Origin of the sequence: Trichocoleus desertorum ATA4-8-CV12 (assembly GCA_019358975.1) — a bacterium.
GTDB lineage: Bacteria > Cyanobacteriota > Cyanobacteriia > FACHB-46 > FACHB-46 > Trichocoleus > Trichocoleus desertorum_A.
Map to the genome: position 1 here is coordinate 1 of JAHHIL010000074.1, position 17,196 is coordinate 17,196.

Genomic DNA, 17,196 nt, shown 5'->3' on the forward strand with positions numbered 1-17,196 from the left:
ATCTGATTGCAAGCATCCGCAAACCCCTGCAAAGTTTGGTCGATTTCCAACCTCAACTCTACGGGCACTATCAGCTTGCATTTGACAGACAGGGATTGAGTCATGGGTGTATTATAACTCATCCAGGTATAACGGGCACTAAAGTACCCGCGTCGTTTTTCTTCCGAGGTCTAAAGACGCTCGGTTTCCAAACTCCCGTGAGGTACTTATGATGATTGATGATGAAGAACTCCGTAGTATCTTCAAAACTGCGAGTGAAGAACATCTACAGCAGCTTGAAGCGGGCTTACTATATTTAGAACAACATCCCTTCGATCGCACCAGGCTAGAAGACTTATTGCGAGAAGCGCACAGCCTGAAGGGTGATGCCAACATGCTAGGGGTTAGGGATGTAGGCACATTGGCACACCAGATTGAGGATGTCTTAGGCACCATTAAGCATGGCAAGCTAACCCTAGCAGCAGTGAGCGATCGCCTTTACTACGGCTTAGATGCAATTCGCAAACTGGTGCATGAATCCGTCACAGGCGAACCTGTAGATGTCAATGCCTTCCATGTTCTAGCCCATTTAATGGGAGTTCTAGAATTAGAAACACCACCAACCGTTGTCGCTGAAGCGGTGGATGATCCTGAAGCGAATAATTCTGAGACTGCCCTTGCCGTGTCAAGCATAGGAGCGCTAGACAACAGCGCCCAACCTTCTATCTCGACAGATATCTCTACAGAGAGCACGCCTGAGGTGCTGAATGGCCATCTGCTAGCACCCGAAGCATCTAGGGAATCCGGAGAACCAAACGTCAACGCTGACATCAATGCCACTAACTCCAACTCCCTGAATGTAGAAGAGTTACCTCCCCTCAGGGCTGAGGATGTAGTATTTGGAGAACTAATTGCAGATGAGCCTGTAGAGTCTACTAGAGAGCAAACTACGTTGGCTCAGGAGTTCCCCCAGCTCGACACTGCAACTCCTCCTACCAATCTCCCCAAAGCTCCAGCGATCGCAGATGCTAGCGATGCGGGTAGCTATCGAATTGAAACGATTCGGGTAGAAACCCAAAAACTGGATGCGCTAATGACGCAAACAGGCGAGTTAACCGTCACCAAAATTCGAGTGGCTCATCGCTTAAGCGAGATTGAAGCGATCGCTAGTTTGTGGGAGGAATGGAGCCGTGATGCCTTTGTCAATCGTTTCGCCTTCAGTACTGGCGATCGCCGCACCAACCAGAGTGCCCTCAACCAACTCCAAACCTTTTACCACCGCACAGAAGAACGCCTAGACCGTCTCGGATTGCTGATTAATCGTTTGCGAAGTACAGCATACGAAGACAATGCCCGCTTAGATGTTGTGGCGAGCGAACTCGAAGAAGGAGTGCGAACGCTGCGGCTCTTGCCTTTATCAACTATTTTTCAATTAATGCCTCGAATGGTACGAGACCTAGCCAAGCAACAAGGCAAAGAAATCAATTTAGTGATTGAAGGCGGAGAAACCCGGGCGGATAAGCGAGTGCTGGAAGAGATGAAAGATCCCTTGATGCACATGGTACGTAACGCCATTGATCATGGACTAGAGTCTCCCACAGAACGCGAAAGCCAAGGCAAACCTCGTCAAGCCACCATCCGCCTAAAAGGCTACCAAACGGCCACAAGTATCGTCATAGAAGTTAGCGATGATGGGCGTGGTTTAGACATCGAAAGCATCAAACAGACCGCGCTCAAGCGGGAGGTGGTTCGAGAAGCCGATTTGGTCGCGATGACTTCCAGCCAAATTCAATCGCTGATCTTTGCCCCTGGATTCTCTACCCGGACCTTTGTGACGGAGATCTCTGGTCGTGGAGTCGGGCTGGATGTCGTACGAACCAACGTAGAGCGTCTCAAGGGAACGATTCAAGTAGAGTCTCAGTTAGGCCAGGGCTGCGCCTTCCGGGTGCAAATGGGCACCACCTTATCCACTGCCCATGTATTGATTGTGGAAGTCCAAGGAAGGTCTTATGCCATTCCGGTAGAAGCGGTACATACGACTCTGTTAGTCCAGCCTCATGAGGTTTTTGCGATCGAGGGGCGGGAGACTATTATTTTGGCAGATCAACCTGTATCCATTGTGGAATTGGCAAATCTACTAGAGTTAGAATCGAGTCAGCCTAAACGCTCCCAGTCACCTGGTCTCAATTCCAAGTTGTTGCCTTGCATCGTCCTCAAAATTGGCAGCGATCGCTTAGGGCTGCTAGTAGATTCTCTTCTAGATGAACAAGATGTTGTCCTCAAACCTCAAAGCAAGCTGCTAAAGCGAGTGCGGAATGTTTCCGGAGCTACAATTTTGGGTACTGGGGAAGTCTGCATGGTGCTCAACCCCCATGACCTGATCAAATCAGTACGTCAGCGGGCTAACACGTTGGCTCCAAAAGTCTTCGCAGAAGCGCAAGCACCCAAGCAAACCGTACTGCTAGTTGAGGATTCCATCACCATTCGGACACAGGAAAAGCGGATCTTAGAGAGTGCGGGTTATGAAGTCGTGACCGCCGTAGATGGCTTAGATGGCTTTAATAAACTCAGAACTCGTGAGTTTGACGCCGTAGTTTCAGATATACAGATGCCTAATTTGGATGGCTTAGGGCTAACTGCTAAGATTCGTCAACACAAAGAATATAGCGAATTACCCATTATTTTGGTAACGTCTTTAGCGACCGATGATGACAAACGCCGAGGAGCTGAAGCGGGCGCTAACGCCTACATTGCCAAAGGTACTTTTGACCAGAAGGTGTTATTAGACACCTTAAGGAGACTTGTATAAATGCCATCTTTGCCAATTCGGGTTTTTCTAGTAGAAGACTCCCCAGTATCTCTGGTGATCCTGCAACGGATGCTAGCTTCTACCCCAGACATCCAAGTGGTTGGAACCGCCCGGAATGGTATTGAAGCCTTAGAGTTAATTCCGCAAGCGGAACCGACTGTTATTTGTACAGATTTCTATATGCCAGGAATGGATGGGCTAGAGTTTACCAAGCACATCATGGCAGAGTATCCTCGACCCATCTTAGTGATTAGTGCTTCTGTCCAACCTAACAACACGCATAATATCTTTCAATTGCTAGAAGCGGGAGCGGTTGATGTCTTCCCAAAGCCTGGTGCAGGTTTGGCTGCTGATTACGAGCTGGTCAAACAGGAATTAATCAGTAAGATCAGAGTCCTATCTGGTGTGACTGTCTTTACAAAGCGTCGCTTGCCTGATCACCACACTCTACCATTAGGCAATACGCCCTGTTCTACTCGCCCAGTTTCTCCAGGGACGAGTACAAGAATGATGCGGGCACTAGTCATTGGAGCATCGACGGGCGGGCCTCAGGCACTGCAAGCAATCTTGACCCATCTTCCTGCCAACCTGCCGTTTCCAGTCCTCTGTGTGCAGCATATCAGCGAAGGATTTTTGCAAGGATTGGTCAACTGGCTAAAAACGGAGTGTCGCTTAAATATCAAAATTGCTCAGGCAGGCGAAGTGCCTCTCCCTGGAACAGTTTATTTTGCGCCAGAGCGGGTTCATTTAGAGCTAGATAGCCAAGGGAAGTTTTACTGTGCTGCTTCGGCATTGGTAGACGGTCATCGTCCTTCGGTGACAGTGACGTTCAACTCCGTGGCTAAGTTTTACGGAAAAGCCGCGATCGCTACCTTACTGACTGGAATGGGGCGAGATGGCGCAGATGGCATGCGAGCGATCGCCCAAGCTGGGGGTACGACCATTGCCCAGGATGAGAAGAGCAGCATCGTCTTCGGTATGCCGAGGGAGGCGATCGCGCTGGGAGTGGTGCAACATGTCCTTCCCGTCACCGACATTGCCAATTTTATTGTGAATAAGATTTTGCTAAAAAAGTAATCATCCTATTGCTAGGAGTGGCTTGAGACACCTTCAGTCGTGATCAACCTCACTGCATAAACAGCCAAAATAGATCATAAACAGGGGAAATGCTTAGGTATGCTGTTTACTGAAGCAAGCTGGCGAGCAACTCGTAAAGGATTTACGTTCGTTCTCATGACAGATCTATCGAAACTGAAAATTTTGTTAGTAGAAGATAGTCCTGTCAGCCAAAGACTTGTGAGTAGGCAGCTCAAAAACCTAGGCTGTGAACCGGACGTTGCGGCCAACGGTCAAGAAGCTCTGGCTCTACTGGCTCAAACTCACTACACGGTGATATTGCTCGACTGTCAGATGCCTGTCTTAGATGGCTATGCCACAGTAGAAGCAATTCGTAACCTTGAAGGACAGAATCGGCAAACTATTGTGATTGCCATGACCGCGAATGATTGTGAGGGCGAGCAAGAAAAATGCCTGAATGCGGGCATGAACGACTTTCTCAATAAACCTTTTAGCGAACCAGAACTGATTGATAAGTTAAAGCGTTGGAACCGGGCTTTGGGATCTGAGGCAGTCGCTGAGGAAGCCTGTGAAGCGATCGCTCCTTTAGAAACCGAGCCAACGGCAGAAACGACCGGGGTCGTGACACCCGAATTAGCGACCAGAGTTGGCTTAGACTTAGACCGATTCCAGCGTATTACTCGCGGCAACAGTGTATTTCAGCAACAAGTGCTACAGCTATTTCTGCAAGATACTCGCAAAAACATCACTCTGGTTAAGACAGCCCTACAGACCCAAGACCTGAAGACTCTAGAGCACAAAGCTCATCAAATTAAAGGGGCTAGCGCTAACGTCGGAATTAAAGTCGTCCAAACTCTGGCTGAGCGCATGGAGCAGCAGATTCAACAAGGAAGCTGGGAAGAGATCACAGTAGGCATCACTCAAATTGAGCAAGCCTTGAATGATATTGACAGCTTTATTGCCGCCTAGAGCAGCTTGATCTCAGCCACTGAGATCCGCCAATGAGATACAGCGATTGGTCTCAGCCAGCGCTAGTTGGCGCTACCCGAAGCTTGAGTGCCAACAAACTTTTGAATCAACTGGCGTAACTGGATCGCATCAAACGGCTTGGTTAAATATTCTGATGCTCCTGCGAGTCGCCCTTGGACTTTATCGAAGGCGCGATCGCGGGCTGTCAGCATAATAATGGGTAATGCTGCAAACTGAGGGAGTTTACGTACTGTCCGGCAGAACTCTAGGCCATCAATTCCGGGCATAGAGACATCTAAAAGCAGGAGCGATACCTTCTCACGACCTAGCACTGACAAAGCATCTACAGCGCTATCAGAAACCAAAACTCGATAATCTACTGCTAACACTCGCTTAATCAGTTCTTGCATGACAACGCTGTCATCCACTGCAAGAATCGTCGCTTTACCACCTAAGTTTGAAGACATATTCCTAATCTCTAGTCTGCTGATGCAGTCTAAGTGAACGTTATGGAGCGAGAGAACCCAATGAGGGGATGCTAACTGAAACTAGGAGCGATGGTTCGGCTGCATATATCTCGCCTCCAGCCAGTTGATTTAACCTCTAGGGTGCCCAATTTTCAACTCAGCCCAACAAGAAACCCCACAAGGAAAGGGTTGAAAACTCTGTCGTAGCAATACTTCACCTCAGTTAGCCATCTAAAAGTTTGAAAAAAAGTTAAGTTAAGAGCCGAAAAATGCTTGACAAGCTATGGGATTTTGCTGTTATTATTAGCAATGTGAAGCCGATGGGGCGTCGCCAAGTGGTAAGGCAGCGGGTTTTGGTCTCGCCATTCCTAGGTTCGAATCCTAGCGCCCCAGTTCTAGAAATATTAATTATATTCGGCATTTAGCCTTTAGGTGAAAAAGACAGGTAAAACTTGTCTTGGATTCAACCTGGAATCATGCTTATGTCTGCGAATGCACCTAAAGTCTTAGCACTCGACTTTGATGGGGTTCTTTGTGACGGTTTGCTGGAGTATTTTCAGACCGCATGGCGAACTCATTGCCACCTCTGGACTAGACCTGATGCTGTAGCCGATCAAGAGGCTGCCCAGGCACTGGCTGAACAGTTTTATCAACTCCGCCCAGTAGTTGAAACAGGTTGGGAAATGCCAGTTCTGATTCAGGCAATATTGCTAAAAATTCCAGCCGCCAAAATCTTTGATGATTGGCCCGCGATCGCCTCACAAATTCTGCGGGAAAGCAATCTACAAGCGGTGCAAGTGGCAACAGCTCTCGACCAAGTACGGGACCAATGGATTGCCACCGACTTAAGCAGTTGGCTAGCTTTGCATCGCTTTTATCCTGACGTAATTGCTAGATTAAAACAATTCCTAGCTGAGGCAGTGCAACCTGTCATCGTAACGACTAAAGAAGGGCGCTTTGTCGAGCAACTATTGCAAGAGCAAGGCATTGACTTAGATCCAGCTCAAATTTTTGGTAAGGAAGTGAAACGACCTAAACACCAAATTTTGCGGGAATTGCTAGCAACGGCTACATACCAGCTCCAAGATGCTTCAGAGTTGTGGTTTATTGAAGACCGCTTAAAAACCTTGCAATCCGTTCAAAAGCAACCTGACTTGACGGGTGTACAACTTTACTTAGCAGATTGGGGTTACAACACCGCCGTAGACCGCAGCCTTGCGGTGCAAAACCCCAGGATTCAACTGCTTTCTCTAGCTCAATTTAGCCAAGAGTTTGCCGCTTGGTCTGCGGCTGCATAGGGTAAATTCATGCTTGATTTGACTAAACTAGCACAGCAAATGCAGGGGATTAGCCAGCACTTAGCTGATGAAGTAACGGCTTCACGGCAACGCTTGGAACTAGCCCAAAGATTGCTTACCCAAGCCCAATCTCGGCAAGCAGAACTAGTCTTGCAACGGCAAACCTGGAGCGATCGCCTCGGCTTTGCGGCTGCCGAACCTGTAGAGCCACTCACCACCCGAATCAATTTAGGGGTTGCCCCTGCCATTCATACCGCGATCGCCACCGATGGCTCACAAATCGCTCCCAGTCACCACGAGATTGCTTATTGCTACTTAATTAATGTTGGGCGAGTGGTGCTGCACTACGGGCAAAGTTTGCATCCTCTGCTCGATAGCTTGCCAGAAGTGTTCTACCGTCCTGAAGACCTCTACGTTTCTCGGCAGTGGGGCATTCGTACCGAAGAATGGATGGGCTATCGCCGCACAGTTTCAGAAGCGATGGCATTGGCGGATTTGGCGTGCCAGGTGAAGGAGGGGCAGAGGGGTGAGGAGAAGGATGAAGGAGAGGGGAAGGATGAAGTAGGAAGGATGAGGGATGAAGGGTTAGAAAGGCAAGTGCCTCTGTTGGCGATGGTGGATGGTTCGTTGATTTATTGGTTTTTGGAAGCACTACCAAACGAGGCTCGCGATCGCCTGTTACCCGATATCTTGCAGGCTTGGGAGCAGTTGCGGCTCGCTAAAATCCCCCTGATTGGGTATCTCAGTGCTTCTCGAAGCGGTGAAGCGCTCAACTTCTTGCGTTTGCAAACTTGCCCTCACCCTGCTCCAGATTGCGCCACTCATTGCCCTGGACAGAGCGATCGCGCCCCTTGCCACGTGTTTGACCCGCTACGAGATATTGCGCTGTGGTCTGAATTTTTGGAGCCAGGACAACGCAGCCCGCTGTGGCGTAGCTCGGCCCGCATCTTAGATTTATATGGCCCTCATAGCATTTACTTTTGCTACATTCATGTCGGCACCGAAATCGCTCGCGTCGAGTTTCCCGCGTGGGTAGCTGAGGATAGTGCTTTATTAGAAATGGCGCTGAGCCTAACGCTGGCTCAAGTGCAGAAGGGCTATGGGTATCCAGTGGTGTTGGCGGAGGCGCATAACCAGGCAGTGGTGCGGGGTGGCGATCGCTCTCGCTTCTTCGCGTTGCTGGAGCAGCAAATGCTACGAGCAGGATTGCGAAATATTGGCACCTCTTACAAGGAAGCCCGGAAACGGGGCAGTATTGCTTAAAGGTTTGCGATCGCCTCCCGCAATCAGTCAATTCGGATGATCACAATGTCAGGCTTAGTCCAATTCAGGATCATCCACTAACTTTTCAATCAGCAAATCCATTTGTTGTTGACGTTGGTGTAAGAAAGTTTCACATTGCCTGAGTTGGTCAACAGCGATAGCAAACTGATCAAAAACTTCAGTTAGCTCCAACTCTCCAGCTTCAATCCGACCAATGATCGTCTCAATTTGATCAACCGTCGCTTCATAACTCCAATTGGCTGACTCCAAGTTAGGCGACGCGATAGAATCCACGGTGACATCAGGGGCTTTGGCAGTGTTTTGGCTCAGGTTGGTTAGGTCATTCATAGCGAAGAGAATTCATTGGCATCAGGGATTGTTGGCAGAATTTCGGTCACTTGAACTTTGAGTTGACCTTGACCGAGCTTGATCTGTAACTCTTGGCCTGGGTTCAACCCATTGGTAGAACGAATAATGGTTGCATCTGCTTGTCTGACTATGGCATAACCTCGGCGCAGCACGGCTTGGGGATCAAGATTCGCTAGCTTTTGCCGTAGGGTTTGGCAGTGATGGGTGGCTTGTTGGGACTGTCGCAGGCTGCCCTTGATCAATTCTTGTCGCAGCCAAGTCAAGTTACTTACTTCTCGCTGGAGCTGGCGTTCTAGTGGCAGTCGGCGCAAGCGGTAGCGCAACTGACGGAGTTCTTCCTCCAACAGCTCAAACTGATACCTCATGGCTGACTCTAAGGCGGTCATCCGCTTCTGATGCTGCCTGTAAAGCTCATCTAATTGAGGTACTGCTTGCTCTGCCGCCGCTGTGGGGGTGTGAGCATACACATCCGCAGCTAAGTCAGCCAGTGATTCGTCACGTTGATGCCCGATCCCCGCAATGACTGGAATGGTACAGTTGGCGATCGCCCGCACCACTCGCTCATCGTTAAAGCAAGCCATATCTTCGGTGGCACCACCCCCCCGCGACAAGATCAGCACTTCTGCTCGACCGTCCCGCTCCACTCGCTCGATCGCATTCACAATCGAAACAGGGGCTTGATCCCCTTGGACTAAAGCTGGGGAGAATAACACCTTCAATCCGGGATAGCGCCGCTTCAGAGTCCGCTGAATATCGCCCCAAGCCGCAGCCCGTGGTGACGTCACTACGGCCACAACTTGAGGATGGGGAGGGAGCGATCGCTTGCGTTGGGGATCAAACAGCCCTTCTGCTTCTAGCCGATGCCGTAACTGTCGGTAACGCAAAGCTCGCAGCCCTTCACCTGCCGGGAGCGCCTGCCAAACTATTAATTGATAGTGCCCCCGTTGAGGATGCAGATGAATCCGCCCTAGAATAATGATCTGTTCGCCCGGCGTAGGCAGAGTCACCATTTTGCCAAGCTGACTGCTCCAAACCACGCAGCTAATGGCAGCTTTAGCATCCGGATCTTGTAGCGTAAAAAACAAGCCGCTCCGATAGCGGCTGGCACTCGAAACCTCTCCAGTCACCCAAATCTGCTGCAACTGACTGTCTTGCTCTAACAGGGCTTGAATGTAAGCAGTCAGACCTGCCACTGAAAGCGCTGTATCGGGAACGAGAAGATCGGGAAGGTAGAGGGTCATCGTAACATCATCTAGAGACTACAGCCCTTGTCATAGGGGTCTACTGACAGTGCCTGAAAACCTTAATTCTTTTTTAGTACGGCTGTACTGAATCTGTACTAAAAACAAGGTAAAATTTTAGAGGGAGCAATTAGACTGTTTGCCTGTTTCCAGAGTAACGAGAGTTCAGCTAATTGGATAGGCTGATTGGTTAGTAACTTTAACTGTATTACGGTAATTTCGCTGCTGTTATTACCCTCATATCAGCTCTAAATTCCTAGAATAGAGTCTCACCCCCATCATCTTGTCCAGCCTGTTACATCCTGCAAAAAATCCTGTCTTGAGGCGTTAATGGCTACCAAAATTACTGATAACCCCGATAAGCAAAAAGCCCTGAGCCTAGTACTCAGTCAAATTGAGCGCAACTTCGGCAAGGGGTCGATCATGCGTTTGGGAGATGCTACCCGGATGCGGGTAGAGACGATTCCCACTGGAGCGTTGACCCTCGACTTGGCCTTGGGTGGCGGGTTACCCAAGGGGCGGGTAATTGAGATTTACGGCCCTGAAAGCTCCGGAAAAACGACCCTGGCTTTGCATGCGATCGCAGAAGTACAGAAGGCAGGTGGGATCGCCGCCTTTGTGGACGCCGAGCATGCTCTTGACCCATCCTATTCCGCAGCCTTAGGCGTCGATATTGAGAATCTGCTGGTTTCTCAACCAGACACGGGTGAGGCAGGGCTAGAAATTGTCGATCAACTTGTCCGCTCCGCTGCTGTCGATATTGTAGTGATTGACTCCGTCGCAGCCCTCGTACCACGGGCGGAAATTGAAGGTGACATGGGTGACATCCACGTCGGTCTTCAAGCTCGTTTGATGAGCCAAGCCTTGCGGAAAATTACTGGCAATATTGGCAGATCCGGTTGTACTGTCGTTTTTCTCAACCAGCTGCGCCAAAAAATTGGCGTAACCTACGGTAACCCTGAGACGACAACAGGGGGTAACGCTCTCAAGTTCTATGCCTCGGTTCGCCTTGATATTCGTCGAATTCAAACCCTGAAGAAAGGCACTGAAGAGTTTGGAATTCGGGCTAAAGTGAAGGTCGCCAAAAACAAAGTGGCTCCGCCTTTCCGCATTGCTGAATTTGATGTCATTTTTGGCAAAGGAATTTCAACGCTGGGTTGCTTGATTGACCTAGCAGAAGAAATGGGTGTGATCAGTCGCAAAGGGGCTTGGTACAGCTACAACGGCGAGAACATCAGCCAAGGCCGTGATAACGGCATCAAGTATCTGGAAGAAAACCCCGAAGTCGCTAAAACCGTGGAGCAGCAAGTTCGCCAGAAGCTCGAAATGGGCGCTGTGGTTTCTGCTAACTCCGTGGCTCCCCTAGAGGTTGAAGACGAAGAAGCTTTTGTTGAAGAAGAATAAACCTAACCCCCAGCCCCTTCCCTACTAGGGAAGGGGAGCAAGATTTAGATAATTTGCCTCCTTGAAAAAGGGGGTTTTTTATTGACGTTTTTGTTCGACTAATTGCCGTACGAGAGTGGCTAATTGCTCGGCACTGTCGGCTACGACGAGAGATTCTGTCTTGGTTGCCATATCTTGCAAATTGGGCGATCGCAACAGTTCCAACACTTTCGTTTGTAGCAGCTCTGGCGTGAGGTCTGCTTGGCGACACACTTGGGCCGCTCCTGCCGCTGCAAAAATGGCCGCGTTATGTGCTTGGTGGTCTTCGGCAGCAAAGGGATAGGGAATCAAAATCGAGGGGGTGCCTGTGATGGCTAGTTCCGTCAGCGAACCCGCTCCAGCTCGGCTAATTGCCAGGGTAGCCCGCTGAAACAATCCAGCCATGTTGTCATAAAAGGGCAAGGCGAAATAGTGTGGATGCTGCAAGCTTTGAGCCTCTGGATCGCTGTCACCTGTAAGGTGGACAATCCAAGCACCTGCCTCTAGCCAAGCGGGGGCACATTGCCGCACCAGCCGATTCACTGCAACTGCACCCTGGCTACCACCCACTACCACAATTAATGGAACATCGGTTGGAATAGACATCTCTAGCGGCTGATCTGCTGTGGCTCGGAACTGCGATCGCACTGGAGTTCCGACATAGACATTGTGGGCTTTGGGCAAATATTGTGCTGCGCTTTCAAATCCGAGGGCAACTGCCGTACACCAAGGGCTAAACCAGCGGGTGACTTTTCCTGGCAAAGCATTGGACTCGTGCAAAATCACGGGTAATCCCAGCGATCGCGCGGCAATAATGCTGGGGCCCGCAATATAGCCGCCTGTTGTGAGCACGCCTTGAAAATTGCCTTGCTTGAGTAAGCGCCGCACTTGACCAATTGAGCTAATGAGACGGAAGAGAACTTTTAGCGTTCCCAGCCCTAGCCGTTGTTGAAAGCCTTCAACTGGAATGGTTCGCAACGGATACTGAGCCGGAACCAGTTGGGTTTCGAGCCGATTCGGTACGCCTAACCACTCGATTTTGTAGTCGGGAAGTTGCTCAGCTACCGCGATCGCCGGGAACAAGTGACCACCAGTGCCACTCGCAGCAATCAGTAATCGAAGGGGAGGTTTTTCCACAGGACTATTCATGGGCCACAGTTCAACTACTAGGCGATCGCTTAGGGTACTCTACAATGCAGAAAGCAGTAAGAGGCTGCAACTGTAGATCAAACCGTTCACATCGCTCACTTCACATCCAAAACACTGATCGTCGCTATTCAACTATCCAGGCTATCACTTATGCACAACTCGCTCACGGCTCTGTACCGCATTCTCCTACTTAGCTCTCGCGGCATCCGGGTAAAAGCAGGGACTTGGTCGCTCCTAGGGTTGCTGGCGCTAGGGTTGACTGTTGTAGTGGCAGGGGGAGTCAGGCCCGTAGCAGTGAATGCCCAATCTACGCCCGTGGCACAAGCGACCACAACCCCAGCGGCACCAGCACCCTTGAAGAATTTGCTGGCTCAAATCGATGCAGCAGCGAATAGCCAAAATCTTCGGGAAGTGATGAAGTTTTATGGCCCGAACTTCAGCCACTCTGATGGTTTAACGCGCCAAGGGGTAGAGAAAGCGTTAGCTACGTTGTGGAAGCAGTATCCTCAACTCAACTACCGCACTGAATTGAAGTCTTGGAAGGCGGAAGGGAAAGGGTTTACAGCGGAAACTGTTACTTATATCAGCGGTGTGCAGCAGTTGGGTGAACGTAATTTGGTTTTGAATACGACGTTGCGATCGCGGCAACGATTGGAAAACCAAAAAATTGTGCGGCAAGAAATCCTAGCTGAAGAGACGCAGCTGACGACGGGAGAAGCGCCACCCCGCGTCGAAATTACGTTGCCAGAACAAGTGCGTCCGAACCAGGAATACAGCTTCGATGCGATCGTGCGCGAACCTCTAGGAGATAGCCTCCTGCTAGGAGCAGCGGTAGAAGAACCGATCAAGCCGAACAATTATCTCAACCCTGCTAGCTTCAATTTGGAGCTGCTATCGGCGGGAGGTATTTACAAAGTAGGTCGTGCGCCTGCTAGACCAGAAGATCGTTGGATCTCAGCGGTTTTGGTCAGAGAAGATGGCATGACGATTGTGACGCAACGGTTGCGGGTGGTGGGTCAGCCTGTTGCGGCTCAACCTCCCAAGCCTTCACGCTAAGCTGAATCTGGTGTGAACCAACCAGCTGCAATTGGGGTGTGCCTGTGGTGACGATTAAAGACCAAGTGGTTTTGATTACGGGGGCTAGTAGCGGCATTGGGGCTGCTTGTGCCAGAGTCTTTGCTGAGGCACGCACGAAGCTTGTGTTAGCGGCTCGTCGGCGCGATCGCCTGGAACAGTTGGCCGATGAGCTACATCAAGAGTTTGCCAGCGAAATTCATCTATTGCAGTTGGATGTGCGCGATCGCCCCCAAGTGGAAGCTGCCCTTCAATCGTTACCCGAACCTTGGGGCAATATTGATATTTTGGTCAACAATGCGGGCTTGAGTCGTGGCTTGGACAAGCTGTATGAAGGTGATGTGCAAGATTGGGAGGAGATGATCGATACCAATATCAAGGGATTGCTATACGTCACTCGCTCTGTGGTGCCTGGAATGGTAGCTAGGGGCCGAGGGCATGTGATTAATATTGGTTCGATCGCAGGACATCAGACTTATCCCAATGGCAATGTTTACTGTGGGACGAAAGCGGCGGTGAGGGCGATTTCGGAGGGGTTGAAGCAGGATTTGTTGGGTACGCATGTGCGGGTGAGTTCTGTTGATCCTGGGTTGGTAGAGACAGAATTTAGTCAGGTGCGGTTTCATGGAGATACGGAACGGGCGGGTAAGGTGTATCAGGGGTTGATGCCGCTTACGCCTGAGGATGTGGCGGATGTGGTGTTGTTTTGTGCGACTCGTCCGGCGCATGTAAATCTGAGTGAGGTTTTGTTGTTGCCGACGGATCAGTCGGGGCCGACTTTGGTACATCGACGGAGTTAAAAACCAAGACTTGAGGGCACCTGCCCTCAAACTCCCGCTGAGGGACGGTTGCGTCCCCCAGACCCCCTCCAAACGAATCTGCCTGTAGGCGTTTCGATATCTGGCATTGTTACTTCTTTACGCCTCACTCCTCTCCTTTTACTCCTCACTCTCTGGCTTCTGATTTCTGGCTCCTAGCTCCCTTTTCATCCCTCATCCCTCCTCCTTCATCCTTCCTTTTGTGACTGAGAATCTGCTGGAACTGGCTAAACAAGGGAATCCTGATGCGATCGCGGCTCTAATGAATCGTGCTTTGCAACCTCAGGGGATGACAGCGACGGTGGGGGTGATAGGCGATCGCTTGCAGGTGGTTTTGGTGTCGGAGAGGTTGCCGAATCAAGCAGCAGCGGTGGATTATGTGCGCCGGGGACTATTGGCGTTGGGGGTGTTGGGTATCTCGCGGGTGGAGGTTTGTGGTCAGCAGGCTAATCAGGAGGTGCCTGGTTGGAGGGAGGAGTTTGCGATCGCGGATCAAGCTGCTGTTCCTGCTTCTAGGCCAGTAACGGCTATCCCTGCGGCTCAGGTTGTTTCCAGTTCGGTTTCTGTGAATCAAGCTAGTTCTGGTCAGAAGCAAAAGATGGGAACGGCAAGTGCGACTGGGGCGATCGCGGGTAAGGATGCTTGGTTGGCGGCGAATTTATCTTTGCTGTTTCCGGGGTTGGGCCAGATTTATGTGGGGCAGTTGGTGCGGGGGGTGCTGTTTGTGGGGATGGCGATCGCGCTGATCTGGTTGACTTTTTGGTCGATTTTGAGTCCGGTGGGCAATACGGTGATTGGCTTGGGTTGCATCCTGCCCGTTGTCTTTCTCTACATCGTGGATTTGTTTGAGGCGTACCGAGGTGTGACGGGAGGTAGCATTCTGGAGATTCGTAGGCAGGATGCGAGTCAAAAAGAGAGTTGGTTGGCTGTTTTTTTGTCGCAACTTTTGCCTGGACTGGGGCAGGTTTATCTTCAGCAAAATCTTCTCGGTGCTGGCTTGATGTTAGGGATGGCGATCGCGGCGAGTGGCTTGGTTGGCCTGAAGATTCATGTTTGGCTGCCTGCCCTCATTGCAGGTTTTGCCTGTTATCACGCCTTTAGTCATGCACCGAGAAAACCAGCGGTTCGAGCGGGATACGTTCTGGTTTTAGTGGTTGCTAGTGTTGTGGCAATTCGGTTGCTGATGGGGGGAGTGCCTGCTTTTCTGGGACAACGAATTGAGCGGTTTGTCATTCCTAGTAGCTCAATGGAGCCAACGCTACAAATTAAAGATCGAATTTTTGTTTCAAAATCTTTGAGATATGTGCCCAGAGATGGCGATCTAATTGTTTTTCATCCTTTACAAAGAAGCTCATCCGATGGGCCGATTAGAGATAGGTTTTTTGTTAAGCGAGTGGTTGGCACACCAGGAGAAACCATTCAAGTTAAAAATGGGTTGGTCTATCGCAATGACCAACCTTTGCGGGAGAACTATATTGCTGAACCTCCAGCGTATGAATGGGGACCAGAGGTGGTGCCTAACGATGCTTACCTGGTTTTAGGAGATAATCGCAATGATAGTTTTGATTCTCATGTTTGGGGCTTTTTACCAGACAAAAACATCGTCGGTAGAGCTTACAAAATCTATTGGCCCCCTGCCAGAATTCGCTCTTTAGACCAAAAGCAAAGGCTGTAGCGACATAGCGGGTGTTAAGCGCAGTCGTAACGCACGAATCAAGGCAAAAGGTTCTCTTAAATTTGAGCCAGAGAGAGCTGAAAAGGATTGAGTAAAATGCCTAAGATTTTATCGATTTCCTTGATGTAGTACTCGATTGAGTCAATTGCAGCAATATCGCCTTGAAGCGTGAGAAACTTCCAGGTGGTTCCGGTCGTAACTATGCCGTAAATTTTATCGATTTCATTGCCCGATCGCTGATTAAAAATTTGAGCGGCAAGCATTGCAGCAATACATTGGCCTAAACCTGCGATGATATTTTCGTTTTTGGCTTCAATCACGGTCATGATAGGAGCGCTGATGTAGTATTGTTCTCTGTTTTGACTGAGAATAAAGTCACAGAAGCCATTTAACCCCTGACTTGGCTCCACATTAAAATCAACTCCCGAAAAGAGACTGATTTCGTAATTAAGTTGTCGCCTAACTTCCGATAAAATTGGCGCAATCAAAAACTCTGAACGAGCTTTTTCGCTATTGATGGCGATCGCTAAGGGAATATTTTCTTCTAATGTTAATTTCAGGCGATCGGAGGGTGAAACAGGTGGAATATCAGCAAACAAATCGCGTTTTTCTTCTAGTGTGAGGCTGAAGGCTGCTTGAACTTTTGCCAAAGTAAAGTCGCTGTATGCCATGATTTTTGCCGTTTTTACACCCAGTTAATCACACTGAAGAGGCAAGGGTTGGAAAATCTGGATAAAGATGGCTGTGATCGCCAGAATGGTTTTCCATGCTTGATTTAGTTAAGCAACCTTTGGGTTCAGCATAGCTGTCAATACGTTTGATGGGTTTTTCGTACCAGTTGATGTTAAAGGCACAGAGGTTGGGGAAAAAGCACATTGAAGAGTAGGGCAGGTGGTCATGAATCCACCAAGCCAGAGGTTGCCAATCTTGGGTTTGTTCGTAGCGATCGCAATACCAGTTGACGACAATACAAGCTGTTGCCCCCATTTTGCCGTATTTGTCTCGCTGATCCCAAATGTGTCCCGCTTGGTTGGCTTCGTTGTTGGCACAGCCTAAATTTTTCTCGTTACAGACATGGTTAACTTCTGGGGCGCGGTAGCCAGAACGGATTGTGATCCGTCCAAACGTGCTTTGTAGGGGTTCTAGGAGTCCTTCGCAAAGACGTTTACCTACGGCGATCGCCAGATCTGGGTCGTCAGGAATGTTAGGAATGCCGTAGAAGTTGGCAACTTCGCTATAGAGGAAATCTCGCATGAAGAAGTTTTGGGAGAGGCGAACGCGACCGAGATTTTCCAAGCTCTAGACTGATCCTGGCTTTTTCATGGGTTACACAAGCTGAGAATGTTGGTTCTAAGGTACCCGCGATCGCCTGATTGGTCGCTACTAGAAACTTAATCTGCCGTTGCAATCATAGAAATCTCCGAGAAACCCACTCCTTTAGGGGTGGGAGGGACAGGAGCGGCGAACAAAGGTCGCCAGCAGGTGTTTGTATCCTCACAGATGAAATGTTAAAATGTGAGGCATGGCAGAACGCGCTTTCAAATTCCGTTTTTATCCAACTCCAGAGCAAGAAACCTTGCTGAGGA

The 17,196-nt window shown here is 49.8% G+C and carries 16 protein-coding genes and 1 tRNA gene; 11 read left to right on the forward strand and 6 right to left on the reverse strand.

Annotated features, from left to right (window positions below; genetic code table 11):
• The first annotated feature begins 208 nt into the window (after positions 1–208).
• From KME12_26290 to KME12_26300, 3 genes are all read left to right on the forward strand, one after another.
• Positions 209–2,788: a hybrid sensor histidine kinase/response regulator gene (locus KME12_26290; protein ID MBW4491279.1), complete on the forward strand. Its 2,580-nt coding sequence runs from the start codon at positions 209–211 to the stop codon at positions 2,786–2,788.
• Positions 2,789–3,865 (forward strand): chemotaxis-specific protein-glutamate methyltransferase CheB, encoded by a 1,077-nt coding sequence (gene cheB, locus KME12_26295; protein MBW4491280.1) that lies wholly within the window; start codon positions 2,789–2,791, stop codon positions 3,863–3,865.
• A 156-nt stretch (positions 3,866–4,021) separates the two neighbouring features.
• Positions 4,022–4,834 (forward strand): response regulator, encoded by an 813-nt coding sequence (locus tag KME12_26300; protein MBW4491281.1) that lies wholly within the window; start codon positions 4,022–4,024, stop codon positions 4,832–4,834.
• A 62-nt stretch (positions 4,835–4,896) separates the two neighbouring features.
• On the opposite strand, the gene KME12_26305 is transcribed toward KME12_26300, so the two are convergent.
• Positions 4,897–5,301, reverse strand: coding sequence for a response regulator (locus tag KME12_26305; GenBank protein MBW4491282.1), 405 nt, complete (start codon positions 5,299–5,301; stop codon positions 4,897–4,899).
• 321 nt (positions 5,302–5,622) lie between these two features.
• Here KME12_26305 and KME12_26310 point away from each other — a divergent pair.
• The 3 genes from KME12_26310 (at position 5,623) to KME12_26320 (ending at position 7,862) form a co-directional block, all read left to right on the forward strand.
• Positions 5,623–5,694: transfer RNA gene (locus KME12_26310), tRNA-Gln, on the forward strand.
• Positions 5,695–5,783: 89 nt separating this feature from the next.
• A complete protein-coding gene (locus KME12_26315; GenBank protein MBW4491283.1) occupies positions 5,784–6,599 on the forward strand; it encodes an HAD family hydrolase in 816 nt (271 codons plus the stop codon).
• A gap of 9 nt (positions 6,600–6,608) precedes the next feature.
• Positions 6,609–7,862, forward strand: coding sequence for a DNA double-strand break repair nuclease NurA (locus KME12_26320; GenBank protein MBW4491284.1), 1,254 nt, complete (start codon positions 6,609–6,611; stop codon positions 7,860–7,862).
• A gap of 54 nt (positions 7,863–7,916) precedes the next feature.
• On the opposite strand, the gene xseB is transcribed toward KME12_26320, so the two are convergent.
• Positions 7,917–8,210, reverse strand: coding sequence for an exodeoxyribonuclease VII small subunit (gene xseB / locus KME12_26325; GenBank protein ID MBW4491285.1), 294 nt, complete (start codon positions 8,208–8,210; stop codon positions 7,917–7,919).
• Positions 8,207–9,472 (reverse strand): exodeoxyribonuclease VII large subunit, encoded by a 1,266-nt coding sequence (locus KME12_26330; GenBank protein MBW4491286.1) that lies wholly within the window; start codon positions 9,470–9,472, stop codon positions 8,207–8,209. The genes xseB and KME12_26330 overlap by 4 nt, the downstream gene beginning before the upstream one ends.
• Before the next feature lie 330 nt (positions 9,473–9,802).
• On the opposite strand from KME12_26330, the gene recA reads away from it, so the two are divergent.
• Positions 9,803–10,876: a recombinase RecA gene (recA, locus tag KME12_26335; GenBank protein MBW4491287.1), complete on the forward strand. Its 1,074-nt coding sequence runs from the start codon at positions 9,803–9,805 to the stop codon at positions 10,874–10,876.
• Between the two features lie 78 nt (positions 10,877–10,954).
• Here recA and murG read toward each other — a convergent pair whose 3' ends face one another.
• Positions 10,955–12,043 (reverse strand): undecaprenyldiphospho-muramoylpentapeptide beta-N-acetylglucosaminyltransferase, encoded by a 1,089-nt coding sequence (gene murG / locus KME12_26340; protein ID MBW4491288.1) that lies wholly within the window; start codon positions 12,041–12,043, stop codon positions 10,955–10,957.
• 204 nt (positions 12,044–12,247) lie between these two features.
• Between murG and KME12_26345 the strand changes: the two genes are divergently transcribed.
• From KME12_26345 to lepB, 3 genes are all read left to right on the forward strand, one after another.
• Positions 12,248–13,099: a nuclear transport factor 2 family protein gene (locus tag KME12_26345; protein MBW4491289.1), complete on the forward strand. Its 852-nt coding sequence runs from the start codon at positions 12,248–12,250 to the stop codon at positions 13,097–13,099.
• A 44-nt stretch (positions 13,100–13,143) separates the two neighbouring features.
• Complete coding sequence (locus KME12_26350) at positions 13,144–13,917, forward strand: SDR family oxidoreductase (GenBank protein MBW4491290.1); 774 nt, start codon at positions 13,144–13,146, stop codon at positions 13,915–13,917.
• A gap of 220 nt (positions 13,918–14,137) precedes the next feature.
• Positions 14,138–15,610 (forward strand): signal peptidase I, encoded by a 1,473-nt coding sequence (lepB, locus tag KME12_26355; protein ID MBW4491291.1) that lies wholly within the window; start codon positions 14,138–14,140, stop codon positions 15,608–15,610.
• A gap of 56 nt (positions 15,611–15,666) precedes the next feature.
• Here lepB and KME12_26360 read toward each other — a convergent pair whose 3' ends face one another.
• Together KME12_26360 and KME12_26365 are read right to left on the reverse strand one after the other, a co-directional pair.
• The gene (locus KME12_26360; GenBank protein ID MBW4491292.1) at positions 15,667–16,281 is read right to left on the reverse strand and encodes a hypothetical protein; all 615 of its coding nucleotides are present in this window, start codon (positions 16,279–16,281) and stop codon (positions 15,667–15,669) included.
• A 28-nt stretch (positions 16,282–16,309) separates the two neighbouring features.
• Entirely contained in the window at positions 16,310–16,906 is a 597-nt protein-coding gene (locus tag KME12_26365) for a peptidase M15 (GenBank protein ID MBW4491293.1), read from the reverse strand.
• Positions 16,907–17,132: 226 nt separating this feature from the next.
• On the opposite strand from KME12_26365, the gene KME12_26370 reads away from it, so the two are divergent.
• On the forward strand, positions 17,133–17,196 hold a 64-nt coding region (locus tag KME12_26370; GenBank protein ID MBW4491294.1), incomplete at its 3' end, for a helix-turn-helix domain-containing protein.